Annotated in this window: 13 protein-coding genes; 12 read left to right on the forward strand and 1 reads right to left on the reverse strand. The window is 73.2% G+C overall.

Going from position 1 to position 13498, the window contains the following annotated elements:
* Nucleotides 1–86 precede the first annotated feature (86 nt).
* The 10 genes from hrcA to ABZ490_RS00545 all read left to right on the forward strand — a co-directional run bounded on the left by hrcA (nt 87) and on the right by ABZ490_RS00545 (nt 10733).
* Entirely contained in the window at nt 87–1103 is a 1017-nt protein-coding gene (gene hrcA / locus ABZ490_RS00500) for a heat-inducible transcriptional repressor HrcA (protein ID WP_358982347.1), read from the forward strand.
* Nucleotides 1104–2240 (forward strand): molecular chaperone DnaJ, encoded by a 1137-nt coding sequence (gene dnaJ, locus ABZ490_RS00505; protein ID WP_358982349.1) that lies wholly within the window; start codon nt 1104–1106, stop codon nt 2238–2240.
* A gap of 88 nt (nt 2241–2328) precedes the next feature.
* Nucleotides 2329–3402 (forward strand): nitronate monooxygenase, encoded by a 1074-nt coding sequence (locus tag ABZ490_RS00510; protein ID WP_358982351.1) that lies wholly within the window; start codon nt 2329–2331, stop codon nt 3400–3402.
* A complete protein-coding gene (locus tag ABZ490_RS00515; protein ID WP_358982354.1) occupies nt 3399–4136 on the forward strand; it encodes a 16S rRNA (uracil(1498)-N(3))-methyltransferase in 738 nt (245 codons plus the stop codon). The genes ABZ490_RS00510 and ABZ490_RS00515 overlap by 4 nt, the downstream gene beginning before the upstream one ends.
* 14 nt (nt 4137–4150) lie before the next feature.
* Nucleotides 4151–4543 carry a VOC family protein gene (locus tag ABZ490_RS00520; protein ID WP_358982356.1) on the forward strand — a complete coding sequence of 131 codons (393 nt, stop codon included), beginning with the start codon at nt 4151–4153 and terminating at the stop codon, nt 4541–4543.
* Between the two features lie 63 nt (nt 4544–4606).
* A complete protein-coding gene (locus tag ABZ490_RS00525; protein ID WP_358982358.1) occupies nt 4607–5113 on the forward strand; it encodes a hypothetical protein in 507 nt (168 codons plus the stop codon).
* A gap of 45 nt (nt 5114–5158) precedes the next feature.
* Nucleotides 5159–8362, forward strand: coding sequence for a S41 family peptidase (locus ABZ490_RS00530; RefSeq protein WP_358982360.1), 3204 nt, complete (start codon nt 5159–5161; stop codon nt 8360–8362).
* A gap of 95 nt (nt 8363–8457) precedes the next feature.
* Nucleotides 8458–8811, forward strand: a complete 354-nt coding sequence (locus ABZ490_RS00535) for a histidine triad nucleotide-binding protein (RefSeq protein WP_358982362.1) — start codon at nt 8458–8460, stop codon at nt 8809–8811.
* Between the two features lie 6 nt (nt 8812–8817).
* The gene (locus ABZ490_RS00540) at nt 8818–9723 is read left to right on the forward strand and encodes a ribonuclease Z (RefSeq protein WP_358982364.1); all 906 of its coding nucleotides are present in this window, start codon (nt 8818–8820) and stop codon (nt 9721–9723) included.
* Nucleotides 9724–9743: 20 nt separating this feature from the next.
* Complete coding sequence (locus tag ABZ490_RS00545) at nt 9744–10733, forward strand: adenosine deaminase (RefSeq protein WP_358982366.1); 990 nt, start codon at nt 9744–9746, stop codon at nt 10731–10733.
* Here ABZ490_RS00545 and ABZ490_RS00550 read toward each other — a convergent pair whose 3' ends face one another.
* Nucleotides 10734–11777, reverse strand: a complete 1044-nt coding sequence (locus ABZ490_RS00550) for an ABC transporter substrate-binding protein (protein WP_358982368.1) — start codon at nt 11775–11777, stop codon at nt 10734–10736. It abuts the gene before it with no gap.
* An 85-nt stretch (nt 11778–11862) separates the two neighbouring features.
* Between ABZ490_RS00550 and ABZ490_RS00555 the strand changes: the two genes are divergently transcribed.
* Together ABZ490_RS00555 and ABZ490_RS00560 are read left to right on the forward strand one after the other, a co-directional pair.
* Nucleotides 11863–12636, forward strand: a complete 774-nt coding sequence (locus tag ABZ490_RS00555) for a hypothetical protein (RefSeq protein ID WP_358982370.1) — start codon at nt 11863–11865, stop codon at nt 12634–12636.
* Nucleotides 12637–12668: 32 nt separating this feature from the next.
* Nucleotides 12669–13445: a hypothetical protein gene (locus ABZ490_RS00560; RefSeq protein ID WP_358982372.1), complete on the forward strand. Its 777-nt coding sequence runs from the start codon at nt 12669–12671 to the stop codon at nt 13443–13445.
* The last annotated feature ends 53 nt before the right edge of the window (nt 13446–13498 follow it).

Here is a 13498-nt window from a genome sequence, read left to right on the forward strand (position 1 = left end):
GACCGGGGAACGTCTGGCACTCGGAAGCGAAGAGTGCCAGGGGGGACGCCCAGGGGACTGGGGACGACCACGGGAGGTGTGCGCGGGTGCTGAGTGAACGCAGGCTGCAGGTGCTGCGCGCCATCGTCCAGGACTACGTCGGAACCGAGGAGCCGGTGGGGTCCAAGGCCCTCACCGAGCGGCACAGCCTCGGCGTCTCCCCGGCCACCGTGCGCAACGACATGGCCGCCCTGGAGGACGAGGGATACATCGCCCAGCCGCACACCAGCGCCGGGCGGATCCCCACCGACAAGGGCTACCGGCTGTTCGTCGACAAGCTGGCCGGCGTCAAGCCGATGACCGCGCCCGAGCGGCGCGCCATCCAGAACTTCCTCGACGGCGCCGTCGACCTCGACGACGTCGTGGCGCGGACCGTACGGCTGCTCGCGCAGCTCACCCGGCAGGTCGCCGTCGTGCAGTACCCGTCGCTGACCCGGTCCACCGTGCGGCACGTGGAACTGCTGGCGCTCGCGCCGGCCCGGCTGATGCTCGTGCTGATCACGGACACCGGACGGGTCGAGCAGCGCATGGTGGACTGCCCGGCGCCCTTCGGGGAGGCCTCTCTGGCGGATCTACGCGCGCGGCTCAACAGCCGGGTCGCCGGCCGCCGGTTCGCCGACGTGCCGCGCCTGGTGGAGGACCTGCCGGAAGCCTTCGAGGCGGACGACCGCGGCACGGTCTCGACGGTGCTCTCCACCCTGCTGGAGACCCTCGTCGAGGAGAACGAGGAGCGGCTGATGATCGGCGGCACCGCCAATCTCACCCGCTTCGGACATGACTTCCCTCTCACCATCCGGCCCGTCCTGGAGGCCCTGGAGGAACACGTCGTTCTCCTCAAACTCCTGGGCGAGGCGGGGGATTCGGGCATGACCGTACGCATCGGTCATGAGAACGCCTATGAGGGACTCAACTCCACTTCCGTGGTCTCGGTCGGCTACGGTTCGGGCGGCGAGGCAGTCGCCAAACTCGGCGTGGTCGGCCCGACCCGCATGGATTACCCGGGAACGATGGGAGCGGTACGAGCGGTGGCACGTTACGTCGGACAGATCCTGGCGGAGTCGTAAGTGGCCACGGACTACTACGCCGTTCTCGGCGTGCGCCGCGACGCGTCGCAGGATGAGATCAAGAAGGCCTTCCGCCGGCTCGCCCGCGAGCTGCACCCGGACGTCAACCCGGATCCGAAGACCCAGGAGCGGTTCAAGGAGATCAACGCCGCCTACGAGGTGCTGTCGGACCCGCAGAAGAAGCAGGTCTACGACCTCGGCGGCGACCCCCTCTCGCAGGCCGGCGGCGGTGGCGCGGGCGGCTTCGGGGCCGGTGGCTTCGGCAACTTCTCCGACATCATGGACGCGTTCTTCGGTACGGCGTCCCAGCGGGGGCCGAGGTCCAGGACCCGGCGCGGCCAGGACGCGATGATCCGGCTGGAGATCGACCTCGAGGAGGCGGCCTTCGGCACCACCAAGGACATCCAGGTCGACACCGCGATCGTCTGCTCCACGTGCAGCGGCGAGGGCGCCGCCCCCGGCACCACCGCCCAGACGTGCGACATGTGCCGCGGCCGCGGCGAGGTCTCCCAGGTGACCCGGTCCTTCCTCGGCCAGGTCATGACCTCCCGCCCCTGCCCCCAGTGCCAGGGCTTCGGCACCATCGTCCCGAACCCCTGCCCGGAGTGCGCGGGCGACGGCCGGGTCCGCTCCCGGCGCACGCTCACCGTCAAGATCCCGGCCGGCGTCGACAACGGCACCCGGATCCAGCTCGCGGGCGAGGGCGAGGTCGGCCCCGGCGGCGGCCCCGCCGGCGACCTCTACGTCGAGATCCACGAGCTGCCGCACTCCACCTTCCAGCGGCGCGGCGACGATCTGCACTGCACGGTCACCATCCCGATGACCGCGGCGTCCCTCGGCACCAAGGTGCCGCTGGAGACGCTCGACGGCCTGGAGGAGGTCGACATCCGGCCCGGTACCCAGTCCGGCCAGTCGATCCCGCTGCACGGCCGGGGCGTCACGCATCTGCGCGGCGGCGGGCGGGGCGACCTCATCGTCCACGTCGAGGTCATGACCCCGACCAAGCTCGACCCCGAGCAGGAGCGGCTGCTGCGCGAGCTGGCCAAGCTGCGCGGCGAGGAGCGGCCCCAGGGCCAGTTCCAGCCGGGCCAGCAGGGGCTGTTCTCCCGTCTGAAGGACGCGTTCAACGGGCGCTGAGCGGTCACCCGTCCCGGACGATGCCCTTGGCCTATGCCAAGCGGTGGCCGGTTTCGGACTTGTTCGGAGGACGTGACAACATGCCGTCATGTCCTCCGAGCTGACCGATCTCTTCCCCCACCCGATCGTGCAGGCCCCCATGGCGGGCGGTGTCTCCGTACCGCCGCTCGCCGCCGCCGTCTCCGAGGCCGGCGGGCTCGGATTCCTGGCCGGCGGCTACAAGACGGCCGACGGCATGTACCAGGAGATCAAGCAGCTCCGCGGACTGACCGGCCGCCCCTTCGGCGTGAACCTCTTCATGCCGCAGCCCGAGTATCCCGAGACGGGCGCCGTCCAGCTCTACGCCGAGCAGCTCGCCGGTGAGGTCACCTGGTACGAGACCGAGCTCGGCGACCCCGACAGCGGCCGCGACGACGGCTACGACGCCAAGATCGCCGTACTGCTGGACGACCCCGTGCCGGTGGTCTCCTTCCACTTCGGCGTCCCGGCCGCCGACACGCTGAAGTCCCTGCGCCGGGCCGGGACGTTCACCCTCGTCACCGTGACCTCCGCCGAGGAGGCGCTCGCCGTCGAGCGGGCCGGCGCGGACGCGGTCATCGTGCAGGGCACGGAGGCCGGCGGCCACCAGGGCACCCACAAGGACATCCCCGAGAACGACGGCTCCGCCCTCGGCCTGCTCGCCCTGCTCGGCCAGGTCCGCGAGGCCGTGGGCCTGCCGGTCGTCGCCGCCGGCGGCATCATGCGCGGCAGCCAGATCGCCGCCGTCCTCGCGGCCGGCGCGAGCGCCGCCCAGCTCGGCACCGCGTTCCTCGCCACCCCCGAGTCCGGGGCGCAGGCCGTGCACAAGGCCGCCCTCACCGACCCCCTGTTCGTCCGCACCGAGCTGACCCGCGCCTTCTCCGGCCGCCCGGCCCGCGGCCTGGTCAACCGCTTCCTGCGCGAGCACGGCCCCTACGCCCCCGCCGCCTACCCCGAGGTCCACCACCTCACCTCCCCGCTGCGCAAGGCCGCCGCCAAGGCCGGCGACGCGCAGGGCATGGCCCTGTGGGCCGGCCAGGGCCACCGCATGGCCCGCGAGCTGCCCGCCGCGGAGCTCGTCGAGGTACTGGTCGCGGAACTGGCGGCCGCGCGGGCCGCCTCGGCCGAGGGCGACGCGCGATGACCGCGCCCGTCTTCGTCGTCGACCGGCTCGCCCCCGCGGGGCCGCAGTTCGTGCTCGACGGGCCCGAGGGGCGGCACGCCGTCTCCGTGAAGCGGCTGCGGCCCGGCGAGGACGTCGTCCTCACCGACGGGCACGGCCGCTGGGCCGAGGGCGTCGTCCGCGCCGCCGAGGGCAAGGACCGGCTGGTGCTGGACCTGGGACCGGTCCGGGACGAACCCGAGGCGTCCCCCCGGATCACCGTCGTCCAGGCCCTCCCCAAGGGCGACCGCGGCGAGGTCGCCGTCGAGACGATGACCGAGGTCGGCGTCGACGCGATCGTGCCCTGGCAGGCGTCCCGCTGCATCACCCAGTGGCGCGGCGAGCGGGGCCTGAAGGCGCTCGGCAAGTGGCGGGCCACCGCCCGCGAGGCCGGCAAGCAGTCCCGCCGGGTCCGCTTCCCCGAGGTCGCCGACGCGGCGAGCACCAAGCAGGTCGCCGCGCTGCTCGCGGGGGCCGACTTCGCGGCCGTCCTGCACGAGAGCGGCGAGGACCGGCTCGCCGGCGCCGCACTCCCCGCCCACGGCGAGATCGTGCTCGTCGTCGGCCCCGAGGGAGGCGTCTCCCCCGACGAACTGGCCGCCTTCGCCGAGGCCGGCGCCCGGCCCCACGTCCTCGGCCCCACCGTGCTGCGCACCTCCACCGCGGGCACCGCCGCCGCGGCCCTCCTCCTCGGCCGCACCGGCCGCTGGTCCTGACGCCGGGAGCACCCGTGGAACTTGCCCAGATACGGCTCCTCGTCACCGACTTCGCCGCCTGCTACCGCTTCTACGACGACGTCCTCGGCCTGACCCCGCAGTCCGGCGCGGCCGGGGGCCCGTACGAGAAGTTCAGCCCGCGCACCGGCTCCGCCGGGATCGCCCTCCAGGACCGCGCCATGATGGCCGCCGTTCTCGACGAACTCGACGGCCCGGCGGCCGGGCACCGCTCCCTGGTGGTGCTGCGCGTCGACGACCTCGACGCGTACTGCGCGCAGATCACCTCCCGGGGCGCCACCCTGCTGCACGGCCCCGCCCCGATGACCGACCGGATGCGCGTCGCCCATCTCAAGGACCCCGAAGGCAATCTGGTGGAGCTTCAGGAGTGGCTCCTGCTGCGCGGTTGACCCGGGCGATCCTGGCCGCATCCGGGCTACCGCGCCGCGGGCGGGAGTGGCAGGCTGCCGTCCATGGGGGTATTGAGGCGGATTTGGCTTCTCCTGTTCGTGCCTGTCGCCGTGGGCGCCGCCGTGGCCTGCGAGCCGGGCGGCGGGGTGAGCGGCATCTCCGTGGCGTACACCACCGATCAGGCAGCCACGGCCGAGATCGGGCGCCGGGACGTGGACGTCCGCTGGCTGACCTGCACCGCCGCCCGGGCGGACCGCCTCGTCTCCGTCGACTGCCAGGGGCAGACCGCGGACGGCAAGGACATCACGGTCACCGGCAAGGTCGAACGGGCCGTCGACGGCAAGTGCGTGCGCGGCGATCTGCGGGCGGACGTCGGCAAGAAGGAGCTGTTCCGGGTCAGCGGGCTCGGGGACTGCGGCTCCGCGAAGCCCTCGCCGGTCGAGGCCCCTTCCTCCTCGGCCGGACCGTCGGGTTCCGCCCCGTCCGGCGGACCGTCCGGCGCCCGGCCGACCGTCACGGTCACCGTGACCGTCACCCGGACCGTGGACGCCCAGGGCGGACAGAAGTGATCGAAACCCCTGACCTGCGGTCCCATCCCTGAATACAGTGATCTGGTGACACAGTCCGCGACGCCTGCCGCATACTTCCGACACCCGCATCCGCACGGCGAGTTGGTGGCGTTCGCCGCCGAGGACGACGTGTGGCTCGCTCCCCTCGACGGGGGACGCGCCTGGCGGGTCAGTGCCGACAACGTCCCCGTCTCGGCACCCCGCATCTCACCCGACGGAACCACCGTCGCCTGGACCTCCACCCGCGACGGCGCCCCCGAGGTGCACCTCGCGCCCGTCGACGGCGGACCGGCCACCCGCCTGACGCACTGGGGGAGTTGGCAGACCCGGGTGCGCGGCTGGACCCCCGACGGCCGGGTCCTCGCCGTCAGCACCCACGACCAGGCCACCCTGCGCCGCAGCTGGGCCCGCGCCGTCCCGGTCGACGGCGGACCGGCCACCACCCTGCCGTACGGCCCCGTGGGCGCCGTCGCGTACGGCCCGCACACCGTGCTGCTGTCCGCGCCGATGGGCCGCGAGGCCGCCTACTGGAAGCGCTACCGGGGCGGTACGGCCGGAAAGCTCTGGATCGACCGGGACGGCAGCGGCGAGTTCGTCCGGCTGCACCAGGACCTCGACGGCAACCTCGAATGCCCGGTGTGGGCGGGGGACCGGATCGCGTTCCTCTCCGACCACGAGGGCACCGGCGCGCTCTACTCCTCCCTCGCCGACGGCTCAGACCTGCGCCGCCACACCGCTCTCGACGGCTTCTACGCCCGCCAGGCCACCGGCGACGGCACCCGGATCGCGTACGCCTCGGCCGGTGAACTGTGGCTGCTCGACGACCTCGACGGCGCCGAGCCCCGCCGCCTCGACATCCGCCTCGGCGGACAGCGCACCGACCGCCGCCCCCACCCCGTCACCGCCGCCCGCTGGCTCGGCGGCGCCGCCCCGGACCACACCGCGCGCGGCAGCGCCGTCGAGGTGCGCGGCGCCGTCCACTGGGTGACCCACCGCTCCGGACCCGCCCGCGCTCTCGCCGCCCAGCCCGGAGTGCGGGCACGGCTGCCGCGCACCTTCCGCACGGAGGGCGAGGAGTGGGTCGTCTGGGTGACGGACGCCGAGGGCGAGGACGCCCTGGAGTTCGCGCCCGCCACCGGAGCAGTCCCCGGCGCCACCCCGCGCCGGCTCGCGGCCGGACGCCTCGGCCGGGTCCTGGAACTCGCCATGGCCCCCGACGGCGGCCGGGCCGCCGTCGCCACGCACGACGGCCGGCTCCTCCTCGTCGAACGGGAGAGCGGAGAGGTCCGCGAGGTCGACCGCAGCGCCGACGGAGAGGTCTCCGACCTGGTCTTCTCCCCGGACTCCGGCTGGCTCGCCTGGTCCCACCCCGGCCCGCCCCCGCTCGCCCAGCTCAAACTCGCCAACGTCACCGACCTCTCGGTCACCGAGGCCACCCCGCTGCGCTTCCGCGACTACGCGCCCGCCTTCACCCTCGACGGCAAGCACCTGGCGTTCCTCTCCACCCGCGCCTTCGACCCGGTCTACGACGAACACGTCTTCGACCTCGCCTTCCCGGCCGGCGCCCGCCCGCACCTGATCACCCTCGCGGCGACGACCCCGTCCCCGTTCGGCCCGCAGCGCCACGGCCGTCCCTTCGACGCCCCCGACAAGGACGAGACCCCCGACAGCGAGGGCACCCCCGCCACCCGCATCGACCTCGAAGGCCTCGCCGACCGGATAGTGCCCTTCCCCGTCGAGGCCGGCCGCTACTCCTCCCTCGCCGCCGCCAAGGACGGCGTCCTGTGGCTGCGGCATCCCGTACGCGGTGTCCTCGGCGCCTCCCGGGCCACCCCGGACGACCCCGACCCGCGCACCGAGCTGGAGCGCTACGACCTCGTCCAGCAGCGCATCGAACACCTCGCCGCCGACGCCGACGGCTTCGAGGTCAGCGGCGACGGCAAACGGCTGCTGCTGCGCACCGACGGCAAGCTCAAGGTCGTCCCCAGCGACCGGCGCGCCTCCGGCGACGAGGACAGCGACACCAACATCACCGTCGACCTCGGCCGGATCCGGCAGACCGTCGACCCGGCGGCCGAGTGGCGCCAGATGTACGACGAGACCGGCCGCATCATGCGGGACAACTTCTGGCTCGCCGACCTCGGCGGACTCGACTGGGACGCCGTCCTGGACCGCTACCGGCCGCTCCTCGACCGGGTCGCCACCCACGACGACCTGGTCGACGTGCTGTGGGAGGTGCACGGCGAACTCGGCACCTCCCACGCCTATGTCTCCCCGCGCGGCGGCCACGGCCGCGGCGCCCGCCAGGGCCTCCTCGGCGCCGACCTCTCCCGCCACGACGACGGCAGCTGGCGCATCGACCGCGTCCTGCCCTCGGAGACCTCCGACCCCGACGCCCGCTCCCCGCTCGCCGCCCCCGGCGTCGCGGTACGGGCGGGCGACGCGATCCTCGCCGTGGCCGGCCACCCGGTGGACCCGGTCACCGGCCCCGCCCCGCTGCTCGTCGGCACGGCCGGCAAGGTCGTCGAACTGACCGTCTCCCCGGCCGGCGGGGGCGAGCCCCGGCACGCGGTCGTGGTCCCCATCGACGACGAGGAGGCCCTGCGCTACCACGCCTGGGTCGCCGACCGCCGGGCGTACGTCCACGAGGTCTCCGGCGGCCGCCTCGGCTACCTCCACGTCCCCGACATGCAGGCGCCCGGCTGGGCCCAGATCCACCGCGACCTGCGCGTCGAGGTGGCCCGTGAGGGCCTCGTCGTGGACGTCCGGGAGAACCGCGGCGGCCACACCTCCCAGCTGGTCGTGGAGAAGCTCGCCCGCCGGATCGTCGGCTGGGACGTCCCGCGCGACGCCCGCCCGTTCTCCTACCCCCTGGACGCCCCGCGCGGCCCCGTGGTCGCCGTCGCCAACGAGTTCTCCGGCTCCGACGGCGACATCGTCAACGCCGCCATCAAGGCCCTCGGCATCGGCCCGGTCGTCGGCACCCGCACCTGGGGCGGCACGATCGGCATCGACAGCCGCTACCACCTGGTCGACGGCACCCTGGTCACCCAGCCCAAGTACGCCATCTGGCTGGAGGGCTACGGCTGGGGGGTGGAGAACCACGGAGTCGACCCCGACGTAGAGGTGGTCTGCACCCCGCAGGACCACGCGGCGGGCAGGGACGTCCAGTTGGACGAGGCGGTGAGCCTCGCCTTGCAGGCACTGGAGGAACGTCCAGCGAAAACTCCGCCAAGTCTGCCAAGTTAAGGGGCGCGGGGAACTGCGCGACCAGCCACGATGGCACCCGCACCCGACAACGCTACGATGCCACCCGATCACCGGCTCAACCCGAGGGGACCGACATGGCAGGGGAACCGCAGGACGACTGTCTGTTCTGCAAGATCGCCGAGGGCCACATCCCGGCGACGATCGTCCGCGAGACGGAGACGACCGTCGCCTTCCGGGACATCAACCCGCAGGCGCCCACCCACGTCCTGGTGATCCCCAAGGTGCACTACGAGAACGCCGCGGAGCTGGCCGCCGCCGAACCGGCGATCGCCGCGGACGTCCTGCGCGAGGCGAAGGCGGTCGCCGAGGAGGACAAGCTGGAGAGCTACCGGATCGTCTTCAACACCGGCAGCGGCGCCGGCCAGACCGTCTGGCACGCCCACGCGCACGTCCTCGGCGGCCGTGGCCTCCAGTGGCCCCCCGGATAGTCCGCCATGTCCGTACGTGAGCTCGTCGTCCTCGGCACCGCCAGTCAGGTCCCCACCCGGCACCGCAACCACAACGGCTATCTGCTGCGCTGGGACGGCGAGGGCATCCTGTTCGACCCCGGCGAGGGCACCCAGCGCCAGATGCTGCGGGCCGGGGTCGCCGCGCACGACCTGAACCGGATCTGCGTCACGCACTTCCACGGGGACCACTCGCTCGGCCTCGCCGGGGTCATCCAGCGCATCAACCTGGACCAGGTCCCGCACGAGGTCACCGTCCACTACCCGCTCTCCGGCGAACGCTTCTTCGACCGCCTCCGGTACGCCACCGCCTACCGCGAGACCGTCGCCCTGACGCAGGTCCCGGTGAGCGCGGACGGGGTCCTCGACGCCCGGCCCTCCTACACCCTCGACGCCCGCAAGCTCTCCCACCCCGTCGAGTCCTACGGCTACCGGCTCACCGAACCCGACGGCCGCCGCATGCTCCCCGAGCGTCTCGCCGCGCACGGCCTCAAGGGCCCGGACGTGGGCCGGCTCCAGCGGGAGGGCTCGGTCGACGGGGTGACACTCGACGACGTCAGCGAGATCCGGCGCGGACAGCGGTTCGCGTTCGTCATGGACACCCGGCTGTGCGACGGCGTCCACGCGCTCGCCGAGGGCGCCGACATGCTCGTCATCGAGTCGACCTTCCTCGACGAGGACGAGCGGCTCGCCGTCGACCACGGCCATCTGACCGCCGGTCAGGCCGCCCGCGTCGCCGTGGAGGCCGGCGTACGGCATCTCGTGCTCACCCACTTCAGCCAGCGCTACACCGAGCCGGACGAGTTCGAGCGGCAGGCACGGGCCGCGGGCTTCGCGGGCGAGCTGACCGTGGCGCACGACCTGCTGAGGGTGCCGCTGCCGAAACGGCGGTAAAACAGCCGTACGATGCTTTGATGCCCCTCCCGAAAGCTGAACTGCACCTGCACATCGAAGGCACCCTGGAGCCGGAGCTGGCCTTCGCGCTGGCCGCCCGCAACGGGGTCGCCCTGCCGTACGCCGACACGGAAGCGCTGCGCGAGGCCTACCGGTTCGAGGACCTCCAGTCCTTCCTGAACCTGTACTACGAGCTGATGGCCGTCCTGCGCACCGAGCGGGACTTCGAGGACCTCGCGAACGCCTACCTCGCCCGGGCGGCCGCCCAGGGCGTCCGCCACGCGGAGATCTTCTTCGACCCGCAGGCCCATCTCGCTCGGGGCGTCGGCATGGGCACGGTGGTCGAGGGGCTGTGGCGGGCGCTCGGCGGCAGCGAGACCACCCACGGCGTCTCCACCCGGCTGATCCTCTGCTTCCTGCGCGACGAATCCGCCGAGTCGGCGCTCGAGACGCTGGACGCGGCGAAGCCGTACCTCGACCGGATCACCGGCATCGGCCTGGACTCCGCCGAGGTGGGGCACCCTCCGGTGAAGTTCCGCGAGGTGTACGAGGCCGCCGCCGCGCTGGGGCTGCGGCGGGTGGCGCACGCGGGGGAGGAGGGCCCGCCGGAGTACATCACCGAGGCCCTGGACGTCCTCGGGGTCGAGCGCGTGGACCACGGGCTGAGCTGCATGGAGGACCCGGCCCTGGTGGAGCGGCTGGTGCGCGAGCGGATCCCGCTGACGCTGTGCCCGCTGTCCAACGTCCGGCTGCGCACCGTCGACACCCTCGCCGACCATCCGCTGCCCGCGATGCTCGACGCCGGGCTCGTGTGCACGGTCAACTCCGACGACCCGGCCTACTTCGGCGGCTACGCGGGCGACAACTTCGACGCCGTACGGCAGACCCTCGGCCTGACCGAGGAGCGCCTGCGCGAGCTGGCCCGCAACTCCTTCACCGCCTCCTTCCTGGAGGACGACGAGGAGCGGCGGGCCCGGTATCTCGCCGAGGTCGACGCCTACACCTTCTGATCAGTCCCGGTGGACCCGGTCCACCAGGATGTCTATGACGAGCGGCGTGCGCGGGCCGAAGCTCAGCAGCACGCCGTCCTCCAGGTCGACGACCCGGCGGTGCAGGCCGGCCGGGGTCTGGGCGATGCCCGGGATCGCCAGCAGCCCGTCGAGGCCGCCGACCGACTCCAGGCCCTTGGTCATCATCAGGATGACGTCCGGCCGGGCCTGGGCGAGGGCCTCGGTGGTGATCGGGGTGAACGGCTTGTCCAGGCCGGCGGCCGTGCCCGCGTCCACCGCGCCCGCCGCCGCCAGCAGCGAGTCCGCGCCCGAGCCCTTGCCGCCGATCAGATAGACGGCCGCGCTGCCCCGCAGGTACAGGAACGCGACCTTGGGGCGGCTGCCCCCGGGGACGGCGGCCCGGGCGGCGGCGAGCTCGCCCGCCATCCGCCGGTTGAGCGCCTTCCCGGCGGCCGGCACGCCGAGGGCCTCGGCGATCCGGGTGGTGCGGGTGGTGACATCGGCCAGTTCCGTCGCCGGATCGAGGACGACGACGGGGATCCCGGCGTCCCTGATCTGGTCGATCGCCTCCTTCGGGCCGGTGTCGGTGTCGGCGAGCACCACCGTCGGCCGCAGCGACAGCACGCTCTCCGCGCTCACGTCGTGCGCCTTGGTGACCTGGGGCAGCTGCTTCGCCTCCGTGAAGGTGGCGGTGATGTCCCGGCCGACGACACGGTCGCCGAGCCCGAGCGTGAACACGATCTCCGCGACGCCCCCGTTGAGCGGCAGGATGCGGGAGGCGTCCTGCACCGTGACCTCGCGGCCGTCGGAGGAGTCGACGGTGACCGGCAGCTCCGGGGTGGGCGCCGGGCCGGGCAGCGGGACCAGGGAGTTCGCCGCGAGCTGCTTGCGGGCGGCGGCCGCCCGGGCGCTCGCGTCCGAGGGCGCCGGGTCCGCTCCCGCCGTCGTGGAACCGCCCGCAGAGCAGGCCCCCGTCAGCAGGGCGAGCGCCAGTCCGAGGGCTGCGAGAGCTCTTCCCGGCCGCTGTCTCCCCGTCACGCGCATGGCGTTTCCCTTCCGCTCGGCTGGCACACAGATGAGGATTAGTTTAGGTTAGCCTTCCCTTAGTTTCGCGTGCCGGGGGTCTTCCATGGCTTGGTCAAGTGGCCTGCGTGGTCACGGAGTTGGCGTTCTCCTCACGGTCGCCTCGGCGTCCGCCCTGCTCCTCCCGGCGGCCACGGCGGCCGTCGCGGCGGGCGGTACGGCGACCGGGCCCGAGGGCCAGAAACTCACCGTGTCCACGTCGTCGGGCCTCGACCCGGCGGGCGAGACGGTCACCGTGACCGGCTCCGGCTACAACACGGAGAAGGGCATCTACGTCGCCTTCTGCGTCGACAACGGCTCCGGGAGGACGCCCACGCCGTGCGTCGGCGGCGTCGACATGTCCGGCGAGTCGGGCGCGTCGGCGTGGATCTCCTCCAACCCGCCGTCCTACGGCGAGGGGCTCGCGAAGCCGTACGGCGGCAGCGCGCACCGGGGCACCTTCAGCGTGCAGATCAAGGTGCGCGCCAAGGACGCCAACACCGACTGCACGGCGGCCGGGGTGACCTGCGCGGTCATCACCCGCAACGACCACACGCGGGGCGGCGACCAGAGCCAGACGGTACGGATCCCGGTGACGTTCGGCTCGGCCGTCTCCTCGGGGACGCCCTCGACGCCGAGCGCGAGCGGGAGCGGGAGCGGGAGTGCGACGACCGGATCCGGCACCGGCACCGCGACCGGGAAGGCGACCGGGAAGGCGGCCGACGGCTCCATGGCCGACACCGGCTCCGGCCTCGCGCTCCCCGTCGGCCTGACCGCCGCCGGACTGGTGGCGGTGGGCGCTGGCGCCTGGTTCTGGGCCCGCCGCCGTCGCGGGGCCTGACACATCCTCACCTCATCCTGGGAGAACTGAACATGGCGAAGAGAACCGGCGCCGTCGCCCTGGCGGCCGGCGTCCTGTTCGCGCTGGGTGCCCCTGTGGCGGTGGCCGACGCGGGGAGCGTGGAGTGGATCCCGGCCGTTCCCGGGGTCTCGCTCGATGTCACCGCGCCCGCCGTGCGGGCCGCCGACGGCGGTGTCTCGTTCCCCGTCCTCGGGGGCGGCGCGGACGCACTGGAGCTGGGCGGCGCGGCCCTCCTCGACGGGCCCGGCGGGCAACCCCTCGTGCTGGCCGGGCTGCGCCTGCGGCTCTCCGGCGGCGAGGGTGAGCTGTACGCCCGTACGGTCGTCGACGGCCGGGCCCGTGAACTGGCGCTGGCCGACCTGGCCGGCGTACGGGCGTCCCTCACCGCCGAGGGGGCGGACCTGCTGTCCTCCTGGAGCGGGACGGAGTTCCAGGAGGGCGACGGACTGGGCGAGTTCGAGGTGACGGTGCCTCAGGAGGAGAGCCCGCGGCCGTCCCCGAGCCCCGTGGAGCGGCGCGAGACCGAGCCGCCGGCTGCTGTCGTCGCTCACGCCGCCCTCGCCCCCGGCACCCGGCAGACCGTCACCGCGACGGGATTGACCCCCGGTGCCGTCGTGCTCGTCGCGATCGACGGCGACACCCGCTATCAGGACACGGTCGACGCGGAGGGTCGTATCGCCCGGTCATTTCCCGTGTACGACACGGCAGTTGTGGGCGAGCACGCGATCGAGCTGACCCAAGTGGGCGTCGACCGGCCGGACTTCACCCTTGGCTTTACCGTCCATTGACAATCACTCAAGATCATAGTTAGGTAAGCCTTACCTAAGTTTACCTGCTTCGG

Source organism: Streptomyces sp. NPDC005811 (assembly GCF_040630405.1).
In the GTDB taxonomy this organism is placed as follows: domain Bacteria; phylum Actinomycetota; class Actinomycetes; order Streptomycetales; family Streptomycetaceae; genus Streptomyces.

Coding starts and splice junctions, on each gene's coding strand:
- ABZ490_RS00510 (WP_358982351.1), top strand. CDS start 2,329: ATGTCCTCCGAGCTGACCGATCTCTTCCCCCACCCGATCGTGCAGGCC.
- ABZ490_RS00515 (WP_358982354.1), top strand. CDS start 3,399: ATGACCGCGCCCGTCTTCGTCGTCGACCGGCTCGCCCCCGCGGGGCCG.
- ABZ490_RS00525 (WP_358982358.1), top strand. CDS start 4,607: ATGGGGGTATTGAGGCGGATTTGGCTTCTCCTGTTCGTGCCTGTCGCC.
- ABZ490_RS00535 (WP_358982362.1), top strand. CDS start 8,458: ATGGCAGGGGAACCGCAGGACGACTGTCTGTTCTGCAAGATCGCCGAG.
- ABZ490_RS00540 (WP_358982364.1), top strand. CDS start 8,818: ATGTCCGTACGTGAGCTCGTCGTCCTCGGCACCGCCAGTCAGGTCCCC.
- ABZ490_RS00545 (WP_358982366.1), top strand. CDS start 9,744: ATGCCCCTCCCGAAAGCTGAACTGCACCTGCACATCGAAGGCACCCTG.
- ABZ490_RS00550 (WP_358982368.1), bottom strand. CDS start 11,777: ATGCGCGTGACGGGGAGACAGCGGCCGGGAAGAGCTCTCGCAGCCCTC.
- ABZ490_RS00555 (WP_358982370.1), top strand. CDS start 11,863: ATGGCTTGGTCAAGTGGCCTGCGTGGTCACGGAGTTGGCGTTCTCCTC.
- ABZ490_RS00560 (WP_358982372.1), top strand. CDS start 12,669: ATGGCGAAGAGAACCGGCGCCGTCGCCCTGGCGGCCGGCGTCCTGTTC.